Annotated in this window: 17 protein-coding genes; 15 read left to right on the top strand and 2 right to left on the bottom strand. The window is 42.1% G+C overall.

Going from position 1 to position 14,612, the window contains the following annotated elements:
• The first annotated feature begins 158 nt into the window (after positions 1-158).
• Positions 159-638: an RNA polymerase sigma factor gene (locus BXY41_RS23850; RefSeq protein ID WP_104439382.1), complete on the top strand. Its 480-nt coding sequence runs from the start codon at positions 159-161 to the stop codon at positions 636-638.
• A gap of 20 nt (positions 639-658) precedes the next feature.
• Positions 659-1,516 (top strand): anti-sigma-V factor RsiV, encoded by an 858-nt coding sequence (gene rsiV, locus BXY41_RS23845; RefSeq protein ID WP_242980350.1) that lies wholly within the window; start codon positions 659-661, stop codon positions 1,514-1,516.
• 64 nt (positions 1,517-1,580) lie between these two features.
• On the opposite strand, the gene sigG is transcribed toward rsiV, so the two are convergent.
• Both sigG and BXY41_RS23835 read right to left on the bottom strand, forming a co-directional pair.
• The gene (gene sigG / locus BXY41_RS23840; RefSeq protein WP_104439381.1) at positions 1,581-2,357 is read right to left on the bottom strand and encodes an RNA polymerase sporulation sigma factor SigG; all 777 of its coding nucleotides are present in this window, start codon (positions 2,355-2,357) and stop codon (positions 1,581-1,583) included.
• A gap of 112 nt (positions 2,358-2,469) precedes the next feature.
• Positions 2,470-3,234 carry a type III pantothenate kinase gene (locus tag BXY41_RS23835; protein ID WP_104439380.1) on the bottom strand — a complete coding sequence of 255 codons (765 nt, stop codon included), beginning with the start codon at positions 3,232-3,234 and terminating at the stop codon, positions 2,470-2,472.
• Positions 3,235-3,318: 84 nt separating this feature from the next.
• Between BXY41_RS23835 and coaBC the strand changes: the two genes are divergently transcribed.
• The 13 genes from coaBC to efp all read left to right on the top strand — a co-directional run bounded on the left by coaBC (position 3,319) and on the right by efp (position 14,547).
• Positions 3,319-4,500 carry a bifunctional phosphopantothenoylcysteine decarboxylase/phosphopantothenate--cysteine ligase CoaBC gene (coaBC, locus tag BXY41_RS23830; protein ID WP_104439379.1) on the top strand — a complete coding sequence of 394 codons (1,182 nt, stop codon included), beginning with the start codon at positions 3,319-3,321 and terminating at the stop codon, positions 4,498-4,500.
• A gap of 110 nt (positions 4,501-4,610) precedes the next feature.
• On the top strand, positions 4,611-6,200 hold the full coding sequence (locus tag BXY41_RS23825; protein ID WP_104439378.1) for a peptide chain release factor 3: 1,590 nt from the start codon (positions 4,611-4,613) through the stop codon (positions 6,198-6,200).
• Positions 6,201-6,250: 50 nt separating this feature from the next.
• Positions 6,251-6,703, top strand: a complete 453-nt coding sequence (locus BXY41_RS23820; RefSeq protein WP_104439377.1) for a GatB/YqeY domain-containing protein — start codon at positions 6,251-6,253, stop codon at positions 6,701-6,703.
• Between the two features lie 32 nt (positions 6,704-6,735).
• Positions 6,736-8,139 (top strand): dipeptidase PepV, encoded by a 1,404-nt coding sequence (gene pepV / locus BXY41_RS23815; protein WP_104439376.1) that lies wholly within the window; start codon positions 6,736-6,738, stop codon positions 8,137-8,139.
• Between the two features lie 333 nt (positions 8,140-8,472).
• Positions 8,473-9,495 (top strand): methionine ABC transporter ATP-binding protein, encoded by a 1,023-nt coding sequence (locus BXY41_RS23810; protein ID WP_104439375.1) that lies wholly within the window; start codon positions 8,473-8,475, stop codon positions 9,493-9,495.
• Complete coding sequence (locus tag BXY41_RS23805) at positions 9,485-10,150, top strand: methionine ABC transporter permease (protein WP_104439374.1); 666 nt, start codon at positions 9,485-9,487, stop codon at positions 10,148-10,150. Before BXY41_RS23810 ends, BXY41_RS23805 begins: the two co-directional genes overlap by 11 nt.
• 46 nt (positions 10,151-10,196) lie before the next feature.
• Positions 10,197-11,099 (top strand): MetQ/NlpA family ABC transporter substrate-binding protein, encoded by a 903-nt coding sequence (locus BXY41_RS23800; RefSeq protein ID WP_104439373.1) that lies wholly within the window; start codon positions 10,197-10,199, stop codon positions 11,097-11,099.
• Between the two features lie 148 nt (positions 11,100-11,247).
• Positions 11,248-11,571, top strand: coding sequence for a DUF4190 domain-containing protein (locus tag BXY41_RS23795; protein WP_242980349.1), 324 nt, complete (start codon positions 11,248-11,250; stop codon positions 11,569-11,571).
• Positions 11,571-12,395, top strand: coding sequence for a DUF975 family protein (locus BXY41_RS23790; RefSeq protein WP_170072581.1), 825 nt, complete (start codon positions 11,571-11,573; stop codon positions 12,393-12,395). The genes BXY41_RS23795 and BXY41_RS23790 overlap by 1 nt, the downstream gene beginning before the upstream one ends.
• 59 nt (positions 12,396-12,454) lie before the next feature.
• Positions 12,455-12,715, top strand: a complete 261-nt coding sequence (locus tag BXY41_RS23785) for a PRC-barrel domain-containing protein (RefSeq protein ID WP_097006749.1) — start codon at positions 12,455-12,457, stop codon at positions 12,713-12,715.
• Positions 12,716-12,801: 86 nt separating this feature from the next.
• A complete protein-coding gene (nrdR, locus tag BXY41_RS23780; RefSeq protein ID WP_104439371.1) occupies positions 12,802-13,254 on the top strand; it encodes a transcriptional regulator NrdR in 453 nt (150 codons plus the stop codon).
• A 7-nt stretch (positions 13,255-13,261) separates the two neighbouring features.
• Positions 13,262-13,783 carry a YqeG family HAD IIIA-type phosphatase gene (locus BXY41_RS23775; protein WP_104439370.1) on the top strand — a complete coding sequence of 174 codons (522 nt, stop codon included), beginning with the start codon at positions 13,262-13,264 and terminating at the stop codon, positions 13,781-13,783.
• Positions 13,784-13,989: 206 nt separating this feature from the next.
• Complete coding sequence (efp, locus tag BXY41_RS23770; protein ID WP_104439369.1) at positions 13,990-14,547, top strand: elongation factor P; 558 nt, start codon at positions 13,990-13,992, stop codon at positions 14,545-14,547.
• Positions 14,548-14,612 lie beyond the last annotated feature (65 nt).

Below are 14,612 nucleotides of genomic sequence, written 5' to 3'. Positions count from 1 at the left end.
CTATCATATAATATTACAAAATATGTTTTTTAGAACGTACCAGAATGGAAAAATGCCGTTTCATATACTTATGCAGTAATTTGGCATTTTATCCTAAACCTGAAACTTTTACTGCTTATGATTCGTCTAATAAACAGAAGACGAAAAAGGAGGAAGAGATGAAACAAAAGATTGAAGAACAGGCAGAGAGTCTGCTTCTTAACAATTATGAGAAATATTACAGGCTGGCATACAGTTATGCAAAAAATGAATCCGATGCTTTGGACATAGTCCAGGAGAGCGCTTATAAAGTGCTGAAAGATATTAAAAAGTTAAAAGACCAAAGCCTCCTTTCCACCTGGATTTACAGGATTGTAATCAATACTTCCATTGATTTTTTAAGAAAGCGGAACAATGAAACGGTAAGTATTTATGATTTGGAAATTCCTCATGAGGATCAGTATCAGGATGATGATCCCAAAGAGATGATTGCGTTTCTAAATGAAGAGGAACGAACCATTGTCATATTGAAATTTTTTGAAGATTTGAAACTGGAAGAGATCGCGGATGCACTGAATATGAATGTCAATACGGTAAAAACCAGGTTGTACCGTGCGCTGAAAAAGATCCGGGTTACTCTGGAAACAGAACACGTCTGATTAAGAAAGGGGCTGAAAATTTGGAAGGCAAAGACAGACTGAATGAATTAAAAGAAGAATATTTTAGTATACCAGTGCCCGCTGCGGCATACGACCGCATGAAACAGGGAATGAAAAAGGCAAAAGAAGAAAAGAGAAGGAGAATCATTATGAGATCATTGAAAAGAACAGGAGCTGCAGCTGCAGCAGTATTACTTACCATTGGAGTTATGGCTAATTTAAGCTCTGTAACAGCAAGTGCCATGGAGGATATCCCTGTTTTGGGAGCAATCGCAAAAGTTGTGACATTCAGAACCTTTGAAGATGAAAAAGGTAATTACGATGCAAAAATAGATATTCCAAAGGTATCAATCGGAAACAATGACAGCGGTCAGGTGAACCGCTCCATTGAAGATTATGCAAACCAGCTGATTAAAGAATATGAAAAGCAGGTGACGGCTGATCTGGCAGGAGACGGACATTACTCCGTTACCTCTTCCTATGAAGTAATAGCGGATAATGAAACGTATTTATCCCTTCGGATCAATACTACCGTTGTTATGGCAAGCGGTGCAGAGTCTGTTAAAATATTTAACATTGATAAAAAAACAGGAAAAGAAGTTTCTCTTAAGGATTTACTGGCTGAAAGACATGGGTATCAGGAGGCAATAACGGAAAGTATTAAAACACAAATGAAAGACCAGATGGCAAAGGATGACTCACTGACCTACTTTGTTAAGGAAAAAGACGGAGATGGATTTGACCGGATTACAGGAGAAGAGAATTTTTATTTTAATAAAAACGGAGAACTGGTTATTGTATTTGATGAGTATGAAGTAGCTCCCGGATATATGGGCTCTGTGGAATTTACCATTCCGAAATCTGTCGTTGAATTTTAACTATGTAAGCTAAGCCTGCCTTTTAAAAAGGTGGGCTTATGCCATGTGAGTCACACATAAAGCTTTATGAAAGATAATTCTTCATGGTTTTAAGAGCATTTTTTTCCAGCCGGCTGACCTGAGCCTGACTGATATGGATCTCTTCCGCAACTTCCGTCTGGGTCTTGCCTTCAAAGAAACGCATATCAATAATATGCCGTTCCCGTTCCGGAAGTCTTCTCATGGCCTCGTTTAAAGAGATGTCCTCTACCCAGTTTTCTTCCAGGTTTTTCTTATCACTGATCTGATCCATGACAAACAGAGGATCTCCCCCATCCGAGTAAACCGGTTCATATAAACTTACCGGACTTTGAATTGCATCAAGTGCATAGGTAATATCTTCCTTGCTGACCCCGATTTCATCTGCAATTTCCATAAGTGTGGGTTCTTTTAAGTTCTTTTTCATCAGGTTTTCTTTGGCGTAGATTGCTTTATAAGCAGTATCACGCAGGGAACGGCTGACACGGATGGAGTTATTATCCCGAAGATAACGCCGTACCTCACCCAGAATCATAGGCACTGCATAGGTGGAAAACCTTACATTCTGAGTGATATCAAAATTATCAATGGCCTTGATCAGACCGATGCAGCCGATTTGAAACAAATCGTCCACATTTTCACTGCTGCCGGAAAAACGCTGTATTACACTGAGAACCAGTCTTAAGTTTCCCCTGATGTAATCTTCTCTGGCTTTTTTATCTCCGTTAAGTATCCGCTTGAAAAGAACTTCCTTCTCTTCGTTGCTCAGAAGAGGCAGTTTGGAAGTATTGACGCCGCAAATCTCTACTTTGTATCCAGACATATCTTTCCCTCCGCATCATTTTAATCTCTTACATAGAAATGATGTACTTATTCGAGGGCTTTTATACGATTGCCGAATCAAAATTTATTTCCAGTTTTTGGGCGGATCTGTTTTACCTGTTTTTTTCGTATAAAATCTGCAGACCTTTCAACAGCAGAGCATCGTCGTAGTGGATTTTGTGACGGCAGAGAGAAATAACAGAGGAAGCCAGTCCGCCAGTCGCCACAAGACTGGCTTCCATTTGGATTTCTTCCTGCATCCGGTCTATGATACCGTCAATCATGGCTGCGTTGCCATACAGAATACCATTTTTCATGCTGTCTATGGTGTTTTTCCCAATAATTTTTCCGGGCTTATCCAAGCCGATATAAGGAAGCTGGGCGGCCCGGCTGCTTAAGGAATCAAGAGAAACCCGAAGTCCGGGGAATATAATTCCTCCGGTAAAATTCCCATTCTGATCGATGACGGATACGGTAGTGGCTGTTCCCATATCAATGACGATAATGGGAGGTGTAAAATCCTTTAACGCAGCAACTGCATCTACAATTAAGTCACTTCCTACCGATTTGGGATTATCCATTTTAATATTTAAACCGGTCTTCATTCCTGATCCAACGAGAAGAGGCGTGCTGCCTGTCAGCTTTCTGACTGCAGAAAGAATGACCTCTGTGAGAGGAGGAACCACGGAAGAGACAATGGATCCTTCGATGGAAGAAATTGAAAAACCGTTAAGATCCATAATATCCTTTATATTCACGGCATATTCCAGTTCTGTCTTTCTGTGATTGGTGTTGACCCGTTCCACAAAATAAGTTTTACTGCTGTCTATGCCTCCTATGACAATGTTACTGTTTCCAATATCGATGGCTAAAATCATGGAGAGAACTCCTTTCCAACTTTTTTTTCTTGTGTTATACTGTAGAGTATCATATTTTTAAAGGAAAAACAACGGGAGGCGATTATGCTGAAAGGAAAAAATATAATTCTGGGTGTTACAGGAAGTATTGCTGCCTATAAAACGGCGGGGCTTGCCAGTATGCTGGTGAAACAAGGCTGTAACGTCCATGTAATCATGACGGAGAATGCCACTAATTTTATAAATCCAATTACGTTTGAATCACTGACCGGCAATAAATGCCTGGTGGATACCTTTGACCGCAATTTTCAGTTTCAGGTTGAACATGTTTCCATTGCCAAGTTAGCGGATGTGGTGATGATTGCTCCGGCCAGTGCCAACGTAATTGCAAAGCTTGCCCATGGTATGGCAGATGATATGCTTTCCACAACGGTTTTAGCATGTAAGTGTAAGAAGATCATCGCTCCTGCCATGAATACAAACATGTATGAAAATCCCATAGTACAGGATAATATAAGAATCTGCCAGTCCTACGGCATGGAAGTGATTACTCCTGCAGTGGGTTATCTTGCTTGCGGGGATGTTGGAGCAGGCAAGATGCCGGAGCCGGAAACTCTTTTTGAATACATTGAAAAAGAAGCAGCTTATGAAAAGGATCTGGAAGGGAAGCGGATTCTTGTTACAGCAGGACCAACAAGAGAAGCACTGGATCCGGTGCGGTATCTCACTAATTTTTCCACTGGTAAGATGGGATATGCAATCGCCAAAGCCGCAGCTTTAAGAGGAGCTGCTGTCACACTGGTGACTGGAAAAACGGAGATTAAAAAGCCTTCTTTTGTAAAAGTCATAGAGGTGGAAAGCGCTGCAGATATGTTTGAGGCTGTGACAAAAGAAGCCAGGGAACAGGATGCGGTAATTAAGGCGGCAGCGGTTGCAGATTATCGTCCCAAAGAGGTAAATACAGAGAAGACTAAGAAAAAAGACGGAGATTTAACTCTTTCGCTGGAACGGACGGAAGATATTTTAAAATGGCTTGGAGAACACAAAACGAAAGGTCAGTTTCTCTGCGGATTTTCCATGGAAACAGAGAATATGCTGGAAAATTCCAGGGAAAAATTAAACCGGAAAAAAATTGATATGATCGTAGCCAACAATTTAAAGGTGGAAGGCGCCGGATTCGGAACTGATACCAACGTAGTTACCATCATCACAAAGGACAGAGAGATTGCTCTCCAAAAGATGACAAAAGAAGAAGTAGCACACCGCCTCTTATCTGAGATTTTTTAGGCACAACAGGAAAAATTCCGTATTCCAACTGCCAGAGAGAATCTTGACTTATGGTTGGAATCATACTACAATAGACGAGACCCAGACGTATAATTGGAGGAATTATTTTTGTGAATATTGCAGAAGAAATAAAGAAGAGAAGAACATTTGCCATCATTTCCCATCCAGATGCGGGAAAGACCACGCTGACAGAGAAGTTTCTTCTATATGGAGGAGCCATTAATTTAGCAGGCTCTGTAAAAGGAAGAAAATCATCAAGACATGCGGTTTCCGACTGGATGGAGATCGAAAAGGAAAGAGGTATTTCCGTAACCTCCTCCGTGTTACAGTTTAATTACGACGGATTTTGTATTAATATTTTGGACACCCCCGGACACCAGGATTTCTCTGAGGATACGTACCGTACTTTGATGGCGGCAGATTCTGCAGTCATGGTTATTGATGGTTCCAAGGGTGTGGAAGCACAGACCATTAAGCTTTTTAAAGTCTGTGTGATGAGACATATACCGATTTTTACCTTTATAAATAAGATGGACCGGGAGGCAAGAGATCCCTTTGAACTGATGGATGAGATTGAATCCGTACTTGGTATCAGAACCTGCCCGGTGAACTGGCCCATTGGCTGCGGCAGAGAGTTTAAAGGTGTTTATGACCGGTTTAAAGGCACAATTACCACCTTTAAGGCAGCCATGAATGGACAAAAGGAAGTAGAAGCAACTGAAGTTCAGTTAGGAGACAGTCATGTGGATGACTTAATCGGAGAATCCTTCCACAGACAGCTGATGGACGAGATTGAACTTCTTGACGGAGCCAGTGATGAACTGGATATGGAGCGGGTTGGCAGAGGAGATTTATCTCCCGTATTTTTCGGCTCAGCGCTGACCAACTTCGGTGTTGAAACATTTTTACAGCATTTTCTTCAGATGACCACTTCACCTCTTCCGAGACTGACCACCACCGGTGTGGTTGATCCTTTTGATGAGGATTTTTCTGCGTTTGTCTTTAAGATCCAGGCAAATATGAATAAGGCCCACAGAGACAGGATTGCTTTCATGAGAATCGTTTCCGGTAAGTTTGATGCCGGAATGGAAGTAAATCATGTTCAGGGAGGAAAAAAACTGCGTTTATCCCAGCCTCAGCAAATGATGGCTCAGGACAGAAAGATTGTAGAAGAGGCATACGGCGGAGACATCATCGGTGTATTTGATCCCGGTATTTTCTCCATTGGAGATACTCTCTGCAAATCCAGTGAAAAATTTGAATTCGAAGGAATCCCTACGTTTGCACCAGAGCATTTTGCCAGAGTGCGTCAGATCGATACCATGAAGCGCAAACAGTTTATTAAAGGTGTAAATCAGATTGCCCAGGAAGGTGCGATCCAGATTTTCCAGGAATTTAATACCGGAATGGAAGAGATCATTGTAGGCGTAGTGGGAGAACTGCAGTTTGAAGTTCTGACCTATCGTCTGGAGAATGAATACAACGTGGAAGTGAAGCTTGAAAAGCTGCCATATGAGCATATCCGCTGGATAGAAAACAGCACGGAGGTTGATGTGGCAAAAATTCAGGGTACATCCGACATGAAACGTATTAAGGACTTAAAAGATAACCCGCTTCTGCTTTTTGTAAACAGCTGGAGTGTCGGAATGGTTCTGGACCGTAATCCGGATCTCAAACTATCAGAATTCGGGCACAACTAATTAAAAATTGCAGAATCTGGTCATGTATAAAAACAAGGAGGCAGCAGACAATGAGTAGAATTGATGAAGTAAGACAGGCGATGGTAGAAGCGATGAAGGCAAAGGATAAGCAGAGAAAAGATGCGTTATCCATGCTTCTTTCCGCTCTTAAGAATTTTGAGATTGATAAGAAAGACCATACGCCCATTACGGATGAAGAAGCAGATGCAGTTGTGAAAAAGGAACTGAGACAGACTCAGGAGACATTTGAGCAGGCTCCGGCAGACCGTACTGACATAAAAGAAGAGGCTACTTTCAGAATAGCAGTATACAAAGAGTTCGCTCCAGAGGATATGGGTGTGGATCAGATTAAGGAGATCATAAGCGGTGTGCTTGCGGAACTTGGAATTGAAACACCCACTGCTGCGGACAAAGGAAAGATCATGAAGGTTTTAATGCCTAAAGTGAAGGGAAAAGCAGATGGCAAGGTAGTGAACGAGACACTGGCTGCCATGATGAAATAAAAAGACAGTAAAGCAGAAAGGGGTGCGGATTTATGTATAAGAAAGAGATTGGCCAGTACATTGATTCTCATAAGGAGGAAATGATTGAAGACATCTGCAGACTTTGCAGAATCAACAGTGAGAAGATGCCTTATAAGGAAGGGATGCCTTATGGTCCCGGAGCATTTCAGGCGCTGGAGGAAGCGCTTGATATCGCGGACTCTTATGGTTTTACCATCACCAATTATGACAACTATGTGGGAACAGCCGATTTAAATGATAAGGAACACCAGCTTGATATTCTTGCCCATCTGGATGTAGTGCCGGCAGGAGAGGGCTGGAAAGAGACAGAGCCCTTTGAACCAGTTGTAAAAGGGGACAAATTATTCGGAAGAGGAACCTCCGATGATAAAGGACCTGCAATGGCAGCTCTTTATGCCATGCGTGCAGTGAAGGAATTAAATATTCCGTTAAAGAAGAATGTACGCCTGATCCTTGGAACCGATGAAGAATGCGGCAGTTCCGATATTGCCCATTATTATTCCATCGAAAAGGAAGCACCCATGACCTTTTCTCCAGACGGAGCATTCCCGGTTGTCAACACGGAAAAAGGCGGATTAAACGGTCATTTTACAGCTGACTGGGAGCCGTCGGCTGCACTTCCAAAGCTTGTAAGCATCAAAGCAGGTGTTAAGGTAAATGTTGTGCCAGGTAAGGCCAATGCTACCGTTGCCGGTCTGGACAAAGAGGTATTAACCAGTATGGCCGCAGAATGTGAGAAGGAAACCGGCGTTGGTTTTGAACTGGCTTTCGAGGGCGATCTGGCTCATATTACCGCTGTGGGAGAAAGTGCCCATGCCTCCACACCAAAAGAAGGCAATAATGCATTAACCGGTCTTTTGGTTTATTTAACAAAGCTTCCATTAGCAAAATGTCCTCAGATTACCATGATTGAACGTCTTCTTGAGCTGATTCCTCACGGTGACACGGAAGGGAAAGCTCTTGGCATCGCCATGAGTGATGAACTTTCAGGTGGATTAACTCTGGCATTCAGCCTTTTGGAAGTGACACAGTCCGGCCTTTCCGGAACCTTTGACAGCCGCTGTCCTATCTGCGCAACAAAGGAAAATGTCCTTGATGTAGTGAAAAAGAATATGGAAGAAAAGGGATTTACCCTGCATAATGATTCCATGCGCCCGCCTCACCACGTAGACGGAAATTCAGATTTCGTTAAGACCCTCTTAAATGCCTATGAATCCTATACCGGTTTAAAGGGAGAGTGCATTTCCATGGGAGGCGGAACCTATGTTCATGAACTGGATAACGGTGTCGCCTTTGGAGCCTCTCTGCCTGGAACGGATAACCGTATGCATGGAGCCGATGAGTTTGCTGTCATAGACGAACTTCTGGTGAGCGCAAAGATCTTTGCACAGGTAATTGTAGATCTCTGTTCATAAATAATAGTTCCGTATATCAAAAAAACTATTGACAAATGAGATAAGAGAGCGTAAAATACGCCTCATAACGATATACCTACTATCTCTGTAGGATTTAGGGAAAGGAGCGGCTGCCATGAGACGGTTAACAGCTATGCAGATGAATATGGATCAGATGAACGGCATGTGTATGATGATGTGTTGTTACTCTGAATGCGTAAAAAACCGATAAAGGAATTCATTTGTATAGATTGTGATAGGAGTTCTCTGGAAACCGCATATGCGGAATTTTCAGGTCGCAGGTCTGTGCATGGCTTGCGGCCTTTTTGTACATAAAAAGAAAGGAATTGACACATGCAGTCAGAAGAACCTATTATTCAGCTGGTTGGGCTGGGAAAAGAATTTTTTACCTCAAACGGTCCCATTAAAGCATTGGACGATATTAATCTCTCCATTGAGCGAGGAGAGATATTTGGAATTATTGGTTTAAGCGGTGCTGGTAAAAGTACCCTTGTCCGTTGTATCAACTATTTAGAGGTCCCCACATCCGGTGATGTGTTATTTGAAAATCAGAGTCTGGCAGCCATGAGCCCCAGAAAGCAGAGACGGGCAAGGCAGTCCATGGGCATGATCTTCCAGCAGTTTAATTTACTTGCACAAAGGAATGTGCTGCAGAATGTATGCTTTCCTCTTGAAATAGCCAATGTGCCCAAAAAGGAAGCTATAAAAAGATCCATGGAACTTTTAGAACTGGTTGGTTTAAAGGAACGGGCAAAAGCGTATCCTTCCCAGCTTTCCGGAGGTCAGAAGCAAAGAGTGGCAATCGCAAGAGCCCTTGCCACGAATCCCAAGATTCTTCTTTGTGACGAGGCCACCAGTGCCCTGGACCCTAACACAACGAAATCCATACTGGGACTTTTAAAAGAAATCAATAAAAATATGGGAGTCACAGTAGTAGTGATCACTCATGAGATGTCGGTGATAGAAGCCATCTGCGACAGAGTTGCCATTATCGACCAGAGCCACATTGCGGAAGTGGGCTGCGTCGCTGACATCTTTTCCGGACCAAAGTCCAAGATCGGAAGACAGCTGATTCTGGGAGATGCGGCAGAACAGGCCATACGGTTTGGCAGCAACAGAAGAATCCGCATATCCTTTGACGGTCGTTCTTCCTTTGAACCAGTTCTTTCCAATATGATACTTGCCTGTAAAGTACCGGTAAATATTATGCATGCGGAAACCCGTGATATCGGGGGAACCGCCATGGGTCAGATGGTGATTCAGCTTCCGGAAGAAGAAATTGACCAGAACCGTATTCTAAATTATTTAAAAACAGCAAACATTAATTTTGAGGAGGTGAAGGATTATGACCTTTGATGCTGCAACCATAGCGATGTTGAAATTAGGTGTCTGGGAGACCCTGTTCATGACTTTCACATCATCCTTTTTCGCTTATCTGATCGGAATACCCCTGGGAATCATTCTGATTGTTATGGATAAAGACGGAATCTACCCGGTTCCCTGGCTTCAGAGAATTCTGGGACTGATCATCAACCTGCTTCGGTCCGTACCTTTTATTATTCTGCTGATTATGGTAATGCCCATTACCAAGATTATTGCTGGCACGACGCTGGGAGCAAAAGCTGTCATCCCTCCTCTGGTAATCGCATCGGCACCCTATGTTGCAAGAGTGGTGGAATCTTCCTTTAAAGAAGTGGATGCCGGAGTGATTGAAGCGGCGAAATCCATGGGAGCTTCCGCTATGCAGATTATCTTAAAAGTGCTTCTGCCGGAAGCGAAGCCTTCCCTTTTAGTAGGAGCAGCTTTATCCGTTACCACCATCCTTGCTTACTCCGCAATGTCTGGTTTTGTAGGCGGAGGCGGTCTGGGTGATATCGCCATCAAATATGGTTATTACCGGTATCAGACTGTGATGATGTTTATCACAGTTGCTATTCTTGTTATTATTGTCCAGGTGATTCAGGAGGCAGGCATGAAGCTTTCCAGAATGAGTGACAAGCGAATTAAATAGTAACTGCCACTGGCGTTATTAAATAAATTTTCAGGAGGAAAATATTATGAAGAAATCTTTTTATGCTTTAACCGCAACCCTGCTTCTGGCAGGAGCACTGACCGGCTGCGCAGGAAGCAAAGAAGCACCGGCTACCACTGCAGCAACAGAGTCCAAAACGGAAACTACTGCAGCTGAGACAAAGGCAGAAACCGAGAGTAAGACAGAGGCTTCCGGCAAACTGGAGAAAATTGTGGTAGGAGCAACACCGGCTCCTCATGCAGAGATTTTAAATGCTGCAAAAGATATTTTAAAGGATAAAGGATATGAGCTGGTAGTAAAGGAGTATACCGATTACGTTCAGCCAAACGTAGCACTTGACTCCGGTGACTTAGACGCCAACTACTTCCAGCATCAGCCATATTTAGATCAGTTTAATCAGGAAAAAGGAACAGATTTAGTCAGCGCAGGCTCCATTCATTATGAGCCATACGGAATCTATGCAGGAAAGAGCAAATCTCTGGACAGTCTTGCAGACGGAGCACAGATCGCTGTACCAAATGATGTATCCAATGAAGCAAGAGCATTAAATCTTCTTGCTGACAAGGGTCTTATTCAGTTAAAAGATGGTGTCGGTCTGGAAGCAACCAAGAATGACATTGTAAAAAATGATAAGAACTTTAAAATCGTAGAGGTAGAGGCTGCCCAGCTTCCCCGCTCTCTTGGTGATGTAGACATTGCAGTTATTAACGGAAATTATGCAATTGATGCCGGATTAAAAGTTTCTGATGCGCTTGCAGTAGAAGATGCGTCCTCAGCAGCAGCAACCCGTTACAGCAACATCGTTGCAGTCCGTAAGGGAGATGAAACAAACGAAAAGACAAAAGCCCTGGTTGAAGCATTAACCAGCGATACCGTGAAAAAGTTCATTGAAGATACTTACAACGGAGCGGTTGTTCCTTCTTTCTAATAAGTAAATAGGGATAAAAATCATCATGCAGCAGGGATTAAAAGCCCTGCTGCATTTTTATGCGCAAAATGAAAGAAAAACTTCATTTTACATACAATGGAAAATAATGTATAATGCCTTTATTATGATTAAAAGGAGATGATAATTCATGGATCAGGATAATCAAATGAATTTGGATGATCTTTCAACATACCAACAGCCGCTGAAGAATAAACAGAATAATATGGCACTTGCCTCACTGATAATGGGAATTATTGGAATCGTCACTTCCTGCTGTTGTTTCGGAGGCCTTATCTTTGGTAGTCTGGGAATTGTATTCGCCCTGCTTTCCAAGACCCAGGATCGCTTTGAGGGAAATGCATTGGCAGGACTGATTACTTCTATCATTGGTCTGGTGTTTACTGCAATTGTGTTTATTCTGTTTGTAGGATCGGGAATGATGGAGGAACTTGCTGCAGGAGGTGGATTTTAGTGAAAATTTCATCAAAAGAATTAAAAAAACGTGCAAAACAGAAACTACAGGGCAATTACGGACTTTGCGTTGGTGTTCAGTTAATTATAAACGCTATTATATCAATCGTTTTAGTAATCATGTTTTTTGCAGGCCTGGTCGCCGGAATTCTGGGATCTGGCAGTATATACGGAGTAAGGGGCAATATGGCGGAATATATCATCATCATATCAATTGTGGTGGTATCCATGATACTAATGGTTGTTCTCGTATCCCTGTTTACACCTGGAACCTTAAAGATCTATTTAAATATCAGTGAGAATAAACCGGCACATATTTCAGATCTGCTTTATGGATTTAAAAACAAGCCTCATAAATTTATCGGTCTGAATCTGATCATATTCCTGGCTGTAATGGTTTGGTCCGTTCCTTATTATGTAGTACTTGCGGTGGCAGAAATTACAAATTATATTCCGGTTATGATCGTTCTCCTGATTATTACCTATTTGCTGCTTTTAATCGGAGTTACCATCACATCTTTGTATGTGGCCCAGGCTGCGTTTATATTTGTGGAATCACCGGATAAAGGGATTTTCAGATGTTTAAAAGAGAGTGCAGAGATGATGAAAGGGCACAAGGGCAGTCTTTTCTATATTAATTTAAGCTTTATGGGACTGGTTCTTCTTGGCTATTGCTCATTTGGAATTGCATATCTTTGGATTATGCCGTATATGTACGCAACATTAACCGAATACTATAATGAACTGAAACCGAAGATGATTTTAGAACCTGAAGTGTACCTTTGTGATTCTTCTTATGAATCCCTTAAGAAACAGGAATTTTAATTTGAAACCGTGTCACAGGATTTGCATGCGCATAGAATACACTATAGGAGGTGTGTCTTATGCGCATTTGCGATCTGAAGCAAAAAGAAGTGATTAATATCTGCGACTGCAGACGTCTTGGTTTTGTAGGAGACGTGGATTTTGATATGGAAACCGGCTGTCTGCTGGCTATCATTGTGCCAGGTCCCGGATGCTTTTGCGGCTTTCTGGTACGGGAAAGAGAATATGTAATTCCATTTTGTGATATCAGACAGGTAGGTCCTGATATCATACTGGTTAACGTGGATTTGGAAAAAGCAACGGAAAAATGCGGTATTTAATGGAAGATGGGCTTGCGAATCTAAGGATTGTAAGTTATGATATACATAATAAAAGTTACAGTCCGAAAGACAGGAGGATCCGAGGCGTGAAATGTCCATTTTGCAACGAGGCAGATACAAAGGTCATTGATTCCAGACCGGCAGACGACAACAGTTCGATCAGACGCCGCAGGCAATGTGAAAAGTGCGGAAAGAGGTTTACCACTTATGAAAAGCTGGAAACCATGCCGCTTATGGTTATAAAAAAAGATAATTCCAGAGAGGTTTATGACCGATCCAAGATAGAATCAGGAATTCTTCACTCCTGCCACAAAAGGCCGGTTTCTTCCCAGCAGATCGCTGCCATGGTAGATGAGATTGAAACCCAGGTATTTAACAGGGAAGAAAAAGAAGTAGAAAGCACCGTCATTGGAGAGCTGGTTATGAAAAAGCTTCAGGAAGTGGATGAAGTGGCATATGTAAGATTTGCCTCTGTATACAGAGAGTTTAAAGATGTAAATACCTTTATGGAAGAAATAGGAAAATTGTTAAAGAAATAGGAGAGCCATGTTTCAGAAATTTTATCCAGATGAAGACGTAAATTCCACGTATGAAATACCCTTTGAAGATTTTTATAAAAAAGGAATCAGGGGTATTATTTTTGATATTGACAATACCCTTGTTCCCCATGGGGCACCGGCGGACAACCGGGCAAAGAAGATGTTTTTAAGGCTTCATGAACTGGGAATGGAAACCTGTCTTTTATCCAACAACAAAGAACCGAGAGTATCCGCTTTCGCCAAGGATGCAGGCAGCCTTAATTATATTTTCAAGGGAAGAAAGCCAGGAGTGGAAGGGTATCAGCGGGCCATGAAGCTTATGGGTACCAATTCTTCCAATACAATTTTTGTGGGAGACCAGCTTTTTACTGATGTATTTGGCGCAAAGAGGGCTGGAATCTACAGCATTCTGGTCAGCCGGATCCATCCAAAAGAAGAGATTCAGATCAGAATAAAGCGGGCGCTAGAGTCCGTTGTTCTGTATTATTACCGCAAGAATAAGAAAATGAAGCAATTAAAGCGCAGCTAACCGTCGGCGGGTATATTTGTTATTTTCCGGTTATAATATCAGAGAAGAGAAATGTTTTCATGGACATGCAGATGACTTTTTTAATCATAAAAGATTCGTATATGATAAAGAAATAAGGAGATATTTGCAAAAAACAGTTGAAAATGCATTAATTTTAGTATAGAATATAAAAGGTTAAGAAGTGAATTCAAGGAGGAATATCATTTATGATATCAGCGGGTGATTTTAGAAACGGTATCACATTGGAGATCGATGGTACTGTATATCAGATTATGGAGTTTCAGCACGTGAAACCTGGTAAAGGTGCTGCTTTCGTAAGAACAAAGATTAAAGATGTGGTAAACGGCGGCGTTGTAGAACGCACATTCCGCCCGACAGAGAAGTTTCCGCAGGCTAGAATCGACAGAGTAGACATGCAGTATCTGTATGCCGATGGAGATCTTCATAACTTTATGGATACCAGCAGCTATGAACAGGTTGCATTAAGCGATGATGTCGTTGGAGATGCATTAAAGTTTGTGAAAGAGAATGATACAGTAAAGGTATGCTCTTACAATGGTAAGGTATATTCTATAGAGCCTCCGTTATTTGTGGAACTGGTTATTACTGATACAGAGCCAGGATTTAAAGGTGACACTGCTCAGGGAGCTACTAAGCCAGCTACCGTGGAAACTGGTGCAGTGGTTTACGTTCCTTTATTTGTTGAACAGGGTGATAAGATTAAGATTGATACACGTACAGGCGAATATCTGTCCAGAGTTTAATCAGGAAAAAAAAGAACCGGACTGTCCCAATGTCATTTAGTTATAGATGACACATGAGCAGAGTA

This window comes from Lacrimispora xylanisolvens, from assembly GCF_002934545.1.
GTDB lineage: Bacteria > Bacillota > Clostridia > Lachnospirales > Lachnospiraceae > Lacrimispora > Lacrimispora xylanisolvens.
This window is presented reverse-complemented; position numbering and strand designations above follow the sequence as displayed.